Here is a 12,898-nt window from a genome sequence, read left to right on the forward strand (position 1 = left end):
CAGTCCCCGGCTTGATAATTCGCGCGCTCTGCTGGATCCTGTTATCGTCTCGCAGTCGTAGCGAAAGTGCGGGAAAAGGAGGGGTATAGATGTCCATTTTTAGAACGTCCCCAAAGCCGCAGACGAACGTTGATCCTGTGGCACCAGCCAATGCAACCGAAATGGACGTTTCGCAGCTTTTCACGCCGTCCGGCCCCGTTCAGGAGGAGTCGCTGTTCGCCGGGAGGCGACAAGAGGTCGACCGCCTTGTTGAGACGCTCTCGGAGCCATCCAAGCATGCCACAGTTTAGGGTGAGCGGGGCGTCGGCAAGACTTCACTCGTCAATATGTTCTTGTGGCAGAGGCGACGGGGGCTTCCTCAGTTCACCGTCGTCGCTCGGGTGCAGGCGGATCCCTCTGACGACTATTCCTCTCTATGGCATAAGGCGCTGAGTGAGCTTAGCAGCATCGACCCAGCCTCGGGTCACGCTTTTGCGGCAACGCCGCTCCCTACTGACCGACCGCTTAAACCAGATCTGTCAGGCGGCATCTGCAGCGTTGCTGCGTCAGAAATACCGCTTTGATAGTTGACGAGTTCGACCGGCTGCAGAGCACTCGCGATGCCGAGCTCACCTGCCGACACCATCAAATACCTTTCCGACTACAACATAAACTGCACAGTGATCATTGTCGGCGTTGCCGAATCTCTGGGCGACCTGGTCAGGAACCACGAATCGCTGCGCCGTTTACTTACCTGCATACCCTTGCGACGGATGCGCGATGACGAGTTCTCGGAACTCATTGAGTCTCGGCTTGACCGCGCCTCTCTGGAGATTGAGGGACCAGCAAAGCTCAAGATACTGCGCTTGTCTCGGGGACTGCCCTTCTACGTTCACACGATCGCCAAGCTTGGTTGCCTCGCTGCTGCGCGCAGCGCGTCCCGACGCATTGGCGTGGCGCAGGTGAATGCGGCGATCGAACAGGTCACTGACGAACTGCGGCAAACCTTCTGTGACGGCGTCACGAATATGTTGGCTGGAAGCCGCGGCAGCATCTTTCCCGAGGTCGTCCTTGCAAGCGCGCTGGCGGACGCGGACGACGATGGCTATTTCAGCGCGGAATCGGTGGCGGCGCCCCTGTCGCGCATGCTTCGCCGCCAGATGAAACCAGCAAGCTTCCAGCGCCATCTGGCCGACCTTGCCTCTGACGAGCGTGGGCGCCTGTTGGTCAGGCGCGGACAGCCCGGAAGCCACCGCTTCCGCTTTCGTGACGCATTGACCCAGCCATATGTCCTCATGGACAGTTTATGCCGCGGCTTAATCGACGAAGCAGAGGCACTGCGGCGGCCCGGCATTGACATCACTGCTCATGCAACCGCGCCTGAAGGCGATTGGACGTATGGCAGCGCACGTCCTGCAAACATGGTTTGACTGGGACCGGATCGCGATGCCCAACTCCGGGGCCCTGTGTTCTGATTTCGGCAACGGCCACCATTCACCGAGCACGGTAGTCGCTGCCATTAGACGCGGAAACCGGTCTTCTGCCGCTGCCCGAAGCGACGCTTGGAACTGTGGCGTTCATACTTGCGCAACCGCCTAAGGTTGACCTTGCTGTAGATGACACCTAGGCATTTCTCCCTAATGCCGTGATCCAAGGACATGGCCTTCTGCACCAGTTTGCGGGAGGTACGCGCCCACTCGATTATGCAGATGAAGGCGTCGATGCGGATGGCCGCCGCACGGGCGTCCATGCCTTCCGCCATAGGCGGCAAGTCGACGATGACGTATTTGAACGTAACCTCCGCTTCCCGAAGCAAGGTGGTGAAGCCAGGCGATGCCACCATATCGCTGGTTTGCGGAAGAGAGCCACGCTTGGATGCTGGAAGAAATGCCAGTCCCGTCTCCCCTTCAAAGAAGAAAAGCGCGTCTCGAAGGCTGCGGCCATTCATCACAACGTCGGCAAGTGTCACCTCGGCGGCAGGAGCCAGGGCTTCGCTCAAGCCCGGATTGGTGAGATCGGCGTCAATCAGCAGGGTCTTCGATCCGCGCGCGGCAAGAAGGGAGGCCAAGTTCTTCGCTGCAGTTGATCTCCCCTCTCCGTTCAGCACCGAAGTAACCCCGATAACCCTCATCTTCTGGTCCGGAAGTTTGAGGTCGGCTGCGACCGTCGCGCTGCGCAGACATTCGGCGAACCTCGAGGTCGGCTTATCGATCACGTCACGTAGGAGGTCATCCGCCCCCTTGGCCAGCGGCCCCGGCAAGGTGTTTCCCTCCGCCTTAGCAACTTGTCTCGGCCACGGCCGCGAAGACCAGCTGCTGCGCCGAACCTTCGGAAGCATGCCGAGGAAATCCAGATGAAGCAAATCTCGAACCTGAGCACCTCTTCGGAAACCTTGGTCTCTGAACTCGAACAGCGCCCCTAGACCAACCCCCAGAACGCCGCCAGCCAAGAGCGACAACACCAAGATTATGGTCTTGGGAGGATAGCTCGTCCAGGACGGGGTATCCGCCCGGTTGATGATGCGGGCGTCGGCAGATGGCGTGGTCTGCTGATGGAGCGCCTCTTGATAACGTTGCAGGGAGGAGGCGTGCAGGTTCCGGTAGGTCTCGGCTTCTCGTTCCAGAGCATTCAGCGCGACCAGGGCCGACGCATCCGCCGCAGTCCTTCTGGACCTGATGACAGCGAGTTCCGCGTCGGCCAGCTTCTGCCTCAGGTCGACAACCTGAACCCGGAGCCATTCGCCCGCCTGGCGCATCGACTCGTGCGTTCTTTCCCGTTGGTCATGCAGGTAGCCTTCTGCAAACGCATTGGCGATGTCTGCAGCAAGGGAGGGATCGGGCGCGGTGGATTCGATGCGGAGAATGAAGGCTGGGCCGACCCGCAATACCCGCACCATGGACTTCAACTTCGCAATGCCCGCCTTGATCCTTCCGTCCGCCGTCTCCTGCGGAGCCGGAGGACGGGCAAGTTGCTCACGAACGAACGACACCAGCTTCCAAGTTGGTGACGTCGCCTCAGAAAGAAAGCGCGGATCATCCATCAGCTGCAGTGCGTCGATCACATGACGGGCAACCGATTCCGACCTCAATACCTCCATCTCGCTGCTGACGATTCCGTCGAAAGCCGCAAGAGGATTGGGAAGATAACTGTCCCCCAGAAAGCTGATTTGACGATATTCGATGAGCAGTTCAGCCGAGGCCGTGTACTGCGGGGTTTCCGTCAGCGCGAACGCCGTGCCCAAGGCCAGTGCAGCGGCCCCGACGGCAATGATTACGCGGAACTGTCTGCCCGCGGCCGCCAGCAACTTGTCCAGGTCAAGCGTGCTGTCTTCGACCGAAGTAGGCCACCGTTCGTCCGTATAGGTAGCGGGAGATTGGGAATTGCGCTGCAGCATATGGATCTCCGCAGGTGATGCGGCTGCAAAGGCCGTCGTTGAGGTTTCGTTCAGCGGCTCTATTCCGCAGCAATCGAGGGGTGGAGAGAGGGAGCGAGTATCCAGTCGACGTTGAGGGTGATCTCCACGACATCTCCGGGCCACAAGTCGGTTTCTTCATTGGCGCTGATCCGGTCGACGGCGTCGGCAGATTTTCTGACGACGGTGATCTCCGGCGGCGACTGCCGGCCGCCGCGTGCGAGTTCCGAGCGCAGTCCTCCGACATAGACGAGCTTCTCCGCATTGCCTTGCAGCTGCGCGTTCAGGTCAGCCACGTCCAACATCGCAGCCGTCAGCTCGCCAAGAAGCTCGATGCGACGGGAATCTTCAATCCTGACGAGATTGCGTTGCAGATCATTGCGCTCTCGCTCCATCCGGGAAGCCTCCGCGAATGATTCCAATGCCCGCGTTGACCACAGAAGCACGGCCCTGCGCGCGTCGTTCAGAAGGGCTACCGAGGCCAGTCCTTTCTCATTGAGTCGTCTGACCCGCTCAAGCTCAATGGTGTCTTCTTCCTTGGCGGTCTGCTCGTTCTCTTGACGCCGGCTCAATAGATCAAGCCGTCGCTCGATGTGCTGGAGAGAAACGCGGACGGCCTGCTTCTCCTTGCTGTGGTCATCGACCCTGTTGGCGAGGAGCTCGCCCTGGACCTTCTCGATTTCCGGCAGCAGGCCCGCCGAAAGGCCCCCGTCAGCGGAAACGGCCAGGCCGGTTTCATCGCGGCCCTCGAGTTCGGCTCTGAGCCTTGCCACGCGGATCTGCGCCGCCGCCAAACGAGGCCAGGTCGTGTTGTACTGAGTTTTGAGGTCCGTCAGCTCCAAGATGGGATTGTCGATCCGTAGCCTGACCAAATCGTAGCCGCCCGCGACGGCGATTGCCTGGCGTACCGTCATTCCGCTGCGGAAGGGCTGTTCGCCAGGATTTGCAACATCGCCGGTCAGGTAGATGGGACGATACTCCACCACCTGCAGCACCACCGCCTCGGGATGCACGAACTGCCAGACGTCTCCCCCGACGCCTTGGACCGGGTAACCCTTCTGCGGCGCCCGGGCCACGACCGCGTCCCGAACCGCGCTGACAGTTCGTCCGGCAGCCTGCACCGCGCCGACGAGCGGTAAAAGAACCGTCCCGTCCATGCCAATAGGCGACCGCTGGCGCAGATCGGGAATTCCAAGCACCTGAAACTCAAGCACGTCACCCTTTGCCAACAGGTACTCCTCTGCCACTGCCGTGTTGCCGAAGCAGATCAGAAGGGCCAGCCCAGCTACTGTTGGCTTCAGGCACCTCGTCAGAAAAACTCCCAAGCTCTTCGACATATCATTCACACTCCACTTAGCGCTTGTGCGATCGCGGACTCCCCGCGCCCAAAAGAGTCAAACCGGCAGACGATGTGCGTCGGGGAGCAGATCAGCGGCCTTGCACAGCCATTGCGTTGACGATTGCTTCCGCCAGCATGGCTGCACCGATACTGTTGAGGTGATTGTCATCGAAATAGAGCGGATCCTGCCCAAGCAGGGCTACGCAGCGGGCCGGGGTGGAGGAGCTGCAGAAAATCCTTTCCGGCCTGATTCGCACCAAGTTCGGATGTCGGGGATCGCGTCCAGTTGGCGGTGTATGCCTTCAACCCTCTCTTCGAAGACGCTGTAGCTCGTCGACAGCCACTCTTCCCGTTGGATCCCGAAGTGCCACTCCTTTGCAAATGCCGCGGCACGTCCCAGCCCACATCGGGGATCATATAGACGAGGAGGACCTGCTTTCCGCTGTCCAGCAGATGCTGGGTCGAAGCGCGATTAAGGGCGCCAAGCTTGTCGATCCGGGAGGGATGCTCATTGGACTCCCGCGCGCCATTTCCTCGCCAGTTCGGCAAGACTGATGAAACGTGCAACCTTCGATAGCACCTCAATGCGTATTCCGATGAAGCCGGCCACCGATTCCGATTTGAAGCCGGCCAGTCATTCCGATTTCATTCCGGCCACCATTCCGATTTGAAGGCGGCCAGTTTTCGGTCTGATCCTGGGTCTCGTTGATGTTTGGGTTGGGTTTTGTTTCAGGTCAAGCTTCGGTGTTTTCGGGGACGATCGGCGGGCGCTGTTTTCGCATGCTTTCACCGGTGAGATCGATGCGATAGGCGTTGTGAACGAGGCGATCCAGGATGGCGTCGGCCAAAGTTGGGTTTGCAATAATTTCCCACCAGCGATCCACGGGCACCTGACTTGTGACGATGGTTGAGCGTCGTTCGTAGCGATCCTCAATGATCTCCAGGAGATCGCGGCGTTGGTCGTCATTGAGTTTTTCAGGTCCCCAGTCATCGAGGATCAGCAGGTCGGTCCTGGCAAGAGATTTGAGGATCCTGCCGTATCGCCCGTCGCCTCTTGCAAGCGCGAGGGCGGCGAACAGCCGGGGAACCCGGTGGTAGGCGACTGAGAAGTCTTCGCGGCAGGCCTGGTGGCCAAGAGCGCAGGCAAGCCAGCTTTTGCCGACGCCGGCTGGCCCGGTGACAAGAAGACCGTGATGCTTTCTGATCCAGTCGCAGCCGGCAAGCGCCATGAACATATTGCGGTCGAGGCCGCGTGCGGCGCGGAAGTCGGCATTCTCGATCTGCGCGTCATGGCGAAGCTTGGCAGCCCTGGCGCGAGCCTCGAAACGCTTCTGGCGGCGCATGGTCGCCTCGCGTTCGAGCAGCATGGCAAGCCATTCGCCATGCTCGAGGCCGCGCACTTCGGACTGTGCGTCGAGTTCCTGGAAAGCGGTTGCCATGCCGTAAAGGCCGAGCTCTCGCAGCATGTCGATGGTGGGATTGATCAGCATGGGTGGATCTCCTCAATGAAAGTAATCAGGGCCACGCAGATTGGCGTGATCGACGATGGCGGTTGGTTCGGTGGAATGGCGTGCGGCTTTGTGGTTGGCGATGAGCGAAGCAATGCTCTTGCAGTTCAGGCCACCGATCTCGACAGCGCGGGCTGACACGGCTTCGGCCCGATTGCGATCGATGTCGCGAAACAGGCGTAGGATGCCCAGACATGTTCGAAAGCCCTGCTCGGGATGCGGACGGCTGGCGAGAATTGCGATGACCAGACCTTCGGTTTGCGGCCCGATCGACGTGGCCCAGCGGCGAAAGCGCTCCGGCGTCCATTCGGCATAGCGCCGGTGGGAACTGGGCATGTGATCCGGATCGGTTCCATGGCGAGGACCTCCATAGCGGCGCTGATGCACCGCGACGCGCTTGCCGCGGTGGAAGACCTCGATGGTGCGCGCCGTTGCTCTCAGATCGACCTGCTGACGAATGAGGCTGTGGGGCACGGAATAAAAGAAGGTCTTGAACTCGACATGATAATCCGTCGAGACGCGGGCCAAACGCCATTCGGCAAACTCGTAATCCTCCAGTGGAAGACTGGCCAAAGCCGGGCGCTCGACGGTCTCGAAGAGCTGCCGGCGACTGACGCCCAGCCGGCGNATGACGTGGTCGTTGATGCGATCGAGCGCCTGGGCAATGGCGGCATTGGCTTCAGCAAGCGAGAAGAAGGTCTGATTGCGCAGACGCCCCAAAATGCAGGACTGGGCGAAACGCACTCCATTCTCCACTTTCGATTTATCCCGGGGCTTTCTTGGCCGTGCCGGAAGAACGCCGACGCCATAGTGGGAAGCCATCATGCCGTAGCTGCGGTTGATCTCGGGATCGTAGAAACTGGCTCGACTGACGCCAGACTTCAGATTGTCGGGAATGACGAGTCTGGGAACGCCATGAAAAAAACGAAACATNAATCGGAATCTTTTTGCCGGAATAATCCACGAAGACCTTGTCGCCGGCCGCATGCTCCTGGCGCATCGTCGGTGACAGTCGCTGCTTAAATCCCCTTAGAAGTTCACAAAAGCGACTATAGCCGTAACCGTCGGGATGCGACCCACGATACTCCTCCCACAGGATGAGCAAGGTGACGCCGGGCTTCTTGAGCTCGACCGCAAGATCGGGCCAGTTCGGTTCCGTGCGTCGTCGCGTGCCCTGTTTGACGCCGTTGCGACTGAAGAGCTTGTGCTCAAGCGCATCGTCGGTCAGCTCGCCCGGCAAGGGCCAGCTCAATCCAACCGCGGCTGCACGCTGCAAATTATCCTGCACCGTACTGCGCGCTATCCCCAATACGACCGCAATCTCGCGGGAGCTCGTCCCGCTTCCGGCAAGCCGCAGCATTTGTCTCAATTGTCTCATGGTCAGCCTTCTCTTTGCCGGCATCAAAATGTCCCCGTTCATGGCGAGGTGATTGATGCCAAAGTTGCTGACCCAGGAGGTAATCTTCAGTGCCGAAAACTGGCCGGCTTTTGATTGGAACGGTGGCCGGCTTCAAATCGGAATGGTGGCCGGTCTTTGATCGGAATGGCGGCCGGCTTCACGTCGGAATCCGCACTCTGGCCGTCGTTGTTGCTTCAAATCATTCTCTCGCAAACTGTCCCGTGATCGAGTGGTCGGAGCTAGGCCAGGAGACGCTGCTGGTGCGCAGGGGCGAAGCATTTCTGCTCGCCGACGCTGTTGGAAATGGCGTGCAGCTTCCCGCAATCGTCGAACATCACGTCAGTGCGGGCATCCTTCTGAGCCTCGTCGGAAACGGTCTGGGAGTCGCTCTGATCCACGACGGAGATGCCAACCGTGTTCCTGAAGGTGCCGTCTGCCGTAAGCTGCGGATCGGGGGCAAGCCAATCCAGATCTGCAATTTTGCCCGTTGGCGCCCGGACAACGCCAATCCTGCCCTGCCGATGTTCATCGCGTTCCTGCGCGATCGGTATTCGTCCTGACTGACGGCGGCAATGACCCGAATAGTCATCCCGCCTTCAGGGTTCGTCGGGCTCTAGCAAAGGCTCTGTCCGTTGCCATGAACCGGGTCAGCATCGGCGCTATCAGCTTGCCGGATCGGCGACTATCTGTCCGGTCTCGCGGCCGAGCAATTCAGCATAGGCGACGAGATCGCGATGAACGGCGCCGGGCAGTTCGACCGTGATCTTGACCGGACGGTCATCGGGAATGGTGGAGAGTTTCAGCTTGGTCATGACGGATCCTTCGGCGCCGCACCCGGTCAGCACCAAAGCCTTCGGCGATGCGCACCAGATCGCTGAGCGCAGAGCGGATTTGCGGCCATGGAAATTCGGAGCATCCCTCTGCCTCGCCCTCGCGCAATACGGCATCGAGTTTGCCTGCCACACCGGCGAGAGTCGTGGCTGGGGTGGTTGAGAAGGCTTCAAGAAGATCCTTCGCCCGGTCGCAAGCCTCTCGTTCGGCCCTGAGCGCAGCGGTGTAACCGGTCTCCTCGGCCGCCGCATCCCAGCGTGCCTGATGCGCCGCCAATTCAGCTTCGGCCTTTTCGCGCAGAGCCGCCATAGCCGGCCCTTTGCCGAGCACTTCATTGAGCGCCTCGATCGAGTGGACTGTCACGTCCTCACCCTCGGGCAGGCGGACGTCCACACAAGGAAAGCCGACGCATTCGACAAGCTTGGTCTCCAGGCGCTGCTGCCTGCGGCAAAGCCGATTGGTTAATTTGTGGGCTGTCTGCCATTCCCGCCGAAGCGCCAGCGCTGGGTCAGAAGGCACAGTGGTCGTTCGGGCGTCGCCTGCGGACGCGTTACTTTCAAGCGTCCACGCGGTAGTAGCCACCACTGTTCCCGCAAGCACTCGCCTGCGGGTGACGAATGGCAGACTCGTGATATTGTCGGAATCAGTCATGATCCGAGCTCCTCAGAAGCCTAGGGTTGTGGTCAGGCCGGGTAAGGTGTTGCACCACCTTATTCGGCCGTTTCACACGCGCTCGTCCTGCCACCGGTCAGTATTGTCCAGGGCTGAGCAAGCGCAGTATCCACTGTACAGTCTTAAACGAAACCGTCGGCATAGTCAAGACTTTTGGCATCAAATGATGCGTTAGGTATAACGATGATAACGAGTGAGCAGTTGCGAGCAGCCCGCGCACTTTTGCAATGGGATCAGAAAGCCCTCGCCGCAAAGTCAAAAGTGTCGGTCGCGACCATTAAGCGGCTTGAGCCACTCGCTGGCATGTTGAAGGCCAACCAGGTGACGATCGAAGCACTGAAGCGTGCGTTGGAGGCCGGTGGCGTGGAATTCATTCCCGAAAATGGCGGCGGGCCTGGCGTACGGCTGGCACGCCCTCTGGAAAGCAAATAACTTGTTGCAAACGGGCGGCAAAGGCTTGGTTCATCCATCTCCGGCATAGTGTCTTCGATGGTGGTTGCGCATGTCCATCTGCCAGCTCAACTTACGATTTTCATTGTTACGGATCGATTGCCCTCACCCGGAATGCGAGAGCATCCCTGGCGAAGCTGAGAGCCGAGGTGGTGAGGAGGCAAGCGATTGCACAGAGCAAAAATCAGTCGACTGCCCGGCTGGCCAACGGGTGGGTGATTGGGACGTTTCCGGCCCCTGCCCCGATCGACGGCCGAGGAGCGGCCAAGCCAAGTGCTGGCCGTCGTATCGTAGACCGGCGGGCGCACTCTCTTCTTACAATCTCATCGAAGACAGGACCGACAAGACTCGTTACGGTCGATCTTGCCAATGCGGAACGGCTCGCTGCCAACAGTTCGGCAGCTCTGGCCGACATTGGCAGCACCACGGCGGCGGATTCTCGACCTTTACTCCGCCGCTCCGCGCTCAGCGCGATTGTTCAAGGCGATGAGGTTTTTTGCCCGGGCCAGGCAATCGGGCTGCTCGTTGCGATAACGGGGTCCGATTTCCACGATGAGGACGGTCCCCGGCAAGAAGGCCAGCTCACTGAAGATGTCATCCCATTCGATATCGCCCCAGCCGAGAGGCATGTGCAGGTCGCCTATACCCAGCGCTGCATCCTCCTGCGGGAGATAGGTCCTGTGGAAGCCCTGCGGGCGCCCAAAGGAGTCATGGACATGCAGGTGCCCTGCCACTGGCGCCATCGCCCGCAGTTGCTCGCGGAAGATCAAGCCGCGATGGGTGGATTCAATATAAGCGTGGCTGAAATCGATGAGCGCCACCAGGTTGGGATGGCCGATCCCCTTCACAGTCTGCGCCACCTCGGCCGGGCTCTGCCGGCACTGACCCGGTTCCATGGCGAAGAGGTTCTCGAAGGCGATGCGCACACCATAGGGCTTGCTGAACTCGGCAAGCTCGAACAACGCTTCGCGTTCGCGTTCGCGTGCTCGGCACCGGCTCGTTCGAGAATCTGGTCGGCGCGAAAATGCCCGCTATGCTGGACAAGCACGCGCGCATCGATCCGATCGCAGAGTTCGACCAAGGCCTTGGCTGCATCAATCTGGTAACGACAGACCGCCGGGTCCATGAGGTTCGATGAGACGACGCCGTGAACCGTATAGCGGAAATCGAACTGCCTCGTCAGCGCGATAAGCCTCTCGGCTCTTTCAGGGACTATACGGCCACCGGCTATGAGGTCGAGGTCGTCAGTCCCAGTTCGACGGCTTCGACGCCCATGTCGGCAAAGCTGCGAAAGTCCGCCGCAAGACTCTCCAACCCGCCATTGGCAGAAATTGAGTTAAAACCTGGGGCGATAATGTTGCTCATATGCATCCCCGATGACGGGCGGCCAGGAATCCCAGGCCGGTCCGGATCACTGTCAGGTGAGATGGCAATCGCCGAACCGATGCCACTCTCGAAACAAGTCTTCGTTCGCCCCCAGGTGCGATCGAGGGGTCTACCGCTGTGATCAGTGGGCCTACATTAACTCGGACCGGACCGCAACGACCTCGAATCTCACAAAGCAGACTGCCTGCCCCGATTCTGCAAGCTCTCAAAAGCACCTCTAGCTCCGGACAGACTTCATACAGAGAATCCCTTTCTCAGGCTAAACTATTACGGTTTCACGCAAATCACCCTGTCATCCTGGCGAATTCATCAGCCTCAGAGCTGGTGGAACTGGCAAGATGCGCCGCATGAGGCAAATCATTCGAACGTCAGAGGCCCAGCCTCTGCAGAGTTTCCGGGTTTTAAGTTTCATTGGTGCGGCGTGCTCGCAGAGCCCACGAAAAGACCGGTGAAGTTCGCAACACGTTGAATTCTCGGCGACACGCAGAGGTTACAGCCCGCCTGTATGCACCCCGCAGTGGCTCAGATTTGTCTGGGTACGGTCTACTCGGCGCCTGGAGAAGGCGAAGATTCCCGGATCGAGGCGCTTGGGCACTGCGCCAGCGCAGAGCGATCAGATTCGTGTCATACCGTCAGAGGCAAGACACTGGCAATTGGGGAAGCAGATGAAGGAAGAGAACGACGTTCAGAAGCTGGTGCGCACGCTGCGTGCTCGAGCACCTGATGACGCGGCTGAATTGCTTGCCCGAGAGTCTCCCGAGCTCATCCAGGACGCACTAAAGTTGTTGCCGGATAGGCTCGCCCGGAAGGTGGTGGAGCATTTGCCGCCGCATATGAGGCCTATCAAGGCTCATAGCGATGGCAAGGGCCTCGCGATCCCGGAGTCGCTCGTCGAGCTGATGGACCCGATTCCCGGCAGCGTTCCTGTCGGTACGGCGGTCGCCGCCGCAGTGGAGGNGCAGTGGAGGCTGTCAGGCGCACTCAGGTGCCGACCGAGCTCACTTATCTCTATGTCACGGACGAGGGCGACAAACTGGTTGGCCTCGTAGTCCTGCGCGATCTGATGCTGAGCGAACCGGACGCAACCGTGGATCAGATCATGCTGCCGAAACCGTTCGCCCTTCCCGTCAGTATGTCTTTGAGCGACGCATGCAAGGCGGCGGTACGCCGTCACTACCCTATCTATCCCGTGGTAGACGCGGAGAACCGGCTGCTCGGGCAGGTTCGCGGCTGGCGGCTGTTCGAGCAGCAAATCATCGAGATTTCCGCCCAGTCTGGCCAGATGGTGGGTGTCCAGAAGGAGGAGCGTTCTTTTACGCCGCTGTTTTCAGCCTTCTTGAAGCGTCATCCGTGGCTGCAGCTGAACCTGCTGACGGCCTTCATGGCCGCTTTCGTGGTCAGTTCGTTCACAGGCACGATCGAGAAGATCGTCGCCTTGGCAGCGTTCCTCCCGGTCTTGGCCGGGCAGAGCGGAAACACCGGCTGCCAGGCACTGGCTATGACGCTGCGTGGCCTTGCCCTGGGCGATGTGGACAAACGACCGAAGCTGCACCTGGTGATGAGGGAGGGCGCGCTCGGGATCGCCAACGGCGTGCTCGTCGGTCTTGTGGCGGCTGCGGCGATGTGGTTCTACGCCTCGCGGCAGCCGGAGTCGGCAGCCCAGGCGCCCATGCTGGCACTTGTGATCCTGCTCGCAATGTCCGGATCGTGCCTCATGTCCGGAATCTCCGGCGTGCTGATCCCGCTGGGCCTGCGCCGGGTCGGCGCCGATCCGGCCGTAGCTTCGGCGATCTTTCTCACCACCGTGACCGATATCGTAGGCATGGGCCTGATGCTGGGGCTGGCCACCATGCTCGTGCTGTAGCAAGGCGCGTCCGCCGATGCGCGTCCTGCACAGGACGCGGTCGGCGGGATCATCACGT

At 60.1% G+C, this 12,898-nt stretch carries 8 protein-coding genes and 3 pseudogenes; 4 read left to right on the forward strand and 7 right to left on the reverse strand.

The window, feature by feature from the left end; all coding sequences use genetic code 11:
- Positions 1-599: 599 nt before the first annotated feature.
- A complete protein-coding gene (locus tag X760_RS69180; protein WP_023722222.1) occupies positions 600-1,409 on the forward strand; it encodes a hypothetical protein in 810 nt (269 codons plus the stop codon).
- A gap of 89 nt (positions 1,410-1,498) precedes the next feature.
- Here the strand turns inward: X760_RS69180 and X760_RS69185 are convergent, their stop codons facing one another.
- From X760_RS69185 to X760_RS69200, 4 genes and pseudogenes are all read right to left on the reverse strand, one after another.
- On the reverse strand, positions 1,499-3,373 hold the full coding sequence (locus X760_RS69185; protein ID WP_023722223.1) for a Wzz/FepE/Etk N-terminal domain-containing protein: 1,875 nt from the start codon (positions 3,371-3,373) through the stop codon (positions 1,499-1,501).
- 59 nt (positions 3,374-3,432) lie between these two features.
- Positions 3,433-4,728, reverse strand: coding sequence for a polysaccharide biosynthesis/export family protein (locus tag X760_RS69190; RefSeq protein WP_023722224.1), 1,296 nt, complete (start codon positions 4,726-4,728; stop codon positions 3,433-3,435).
- Positions 4,729-5,464: 736 nt separating this feature from the next.
- On the reverse strand, positions 5,465-6,220 hold the full coding sequence (istB, locus tag X760_RS69195; RefSeq protein WP_023722228.1) for an IS21-like element helper ATPase IstB: 756 nt from the start codon (positions 6,218-6,220) through the stop codon (positions 5,465-5,467).
- Between the two features lie 12 nt (positions 6,221-6,232).
- A pseudogene (locus X760_RS69200) lies at positions 6,233-7,640 on the reverse strand (IS21 family transposase).
- 65 nt (positions 7,641-7,705) lie between these two features.
- On the opposite strand from X760_RS69200, the gene X760_RS69205 reads away from it, so the two are divergent.
- A complete protein-coding gene (locus X760_RS69205; protein WP_031195026.1) occupies positions 7,706-8,197 on the forward strand; it encodes a LysR substrate-binding domain-containing protein in 492 nt (163 codons plus the stop codon).
- Between the two features lie 25 nt (positions 8,198-8,222).
- Here the strand turns inward: X760_RS69205 and X760_RS69210 are convergent.
- Together X760_RS69210 and X760_RS75575 are read right to left on the reverse strand one after the other, a co-directional pair.
- Positions 8,223-8,449, reverse strand: a pseudogene (locus tag X760_RS69210) (DUF2274 domain-containing protein).
- Positions 8,415-9,119, reverse strand: coding sequence for a hypothetical protein (locus tag X760_RS75575; RefSeq protein WP_084643045.1), 705 nt, complete (start codon positions 9,117-9,119; stop codon positions 8,415-8,417). The pseudogene X760_RS69210 and the gene X760_RS75575 overlap by 35 nt, the downstream one beginning before the upstream one ends.
- A 174-nt stretch (positions 9,120-9,293) precedes the next feature.
- On the opposite strand from X760_RS75575, the gene X760_RS69215 reads away from it, so the two are divergent.
- The gene (locus X760_RS69215) at positions 9,294-9,572 is read left to right on the forward strand and encodes an XRE family transcriptional regulator (protein WP_348633258.1); all 279 of its coding nucleotides are present in this window, start codon (positions 9,294-9,296) and stop codon (positions 9,570-9,572) included.
- Between the two features lie 464 nt (positions 9,573-10,036).
- On the opposite strand, the pseudogene X760_RS69220 reads toward X760_RS69215, so the two are convergent.
- Positions 10,037-10,955 (reverse strand): annotated as a pseudogene (locus X760_RS69220) (sugar phosphate isomerase/epimerase).
- 1,006 nt (positions 10,956-11,961) lie between these two features.
- Between X760_RS69220 and X760_RS69225 the strand changes: the two are divergent.
- Complete coding sequence (locus tag X760_RS69225; RefSeq protein WP_051409756.1) at positions 11,962-12,840, forward strand: magnesium transporter; 879 nt, start codon at positions 11,962-11,964, stop codon at positions 12,838-12,840.
- The last annotated feature ends 58 nt before the right edge of the window (positions 12,841-12,898 follow it).

The organism is Mesorhizobium sp. LSHC420B00 (assembly GCF_000503055.1).
Taxonomy (GTDB): Bacteria; Pseudomonadota; Alphaproteobacteria; order Rhizobiales; family Rhizobiaceae; genus Mesorhizobium.

Coding starts and splice junctions, on each gene's coding strand:
- X760_RS75575 (WP_084643045.1), bottom strand. CDS start 9,119: ATGACTGATTCCGACAATATCACGAGTCTGCCATTCGTCACCCGCAGG.
- X760_RS69185 (WP_023722223.1), bottom strand. CDS start 3,373: ATGCTGCAGCGCAATTCCCAATCTCCCGCTACCTATACGGACGAACGG.
- X760_RS69190 (WP_023722224.1), bottom strand. CDS start 4,728: ATGTCGAAGAGCTTGGGAGTTTTTCTGACGAGGTGCCTGAAGCCAACA.
- istB (WP_023722228.1), bottom strand. CDS start 6,220: ATGCTGATCAATCCCACCATCGACATGCTGCGAGAGCTCGGCCTTTAC.
- X760_RS69180 (WP_023722222.1), top strand. CDS start 600: ATGCCGAGCTCACCTGCCGACACCATCAAATACCTTTCCGACTACAAC.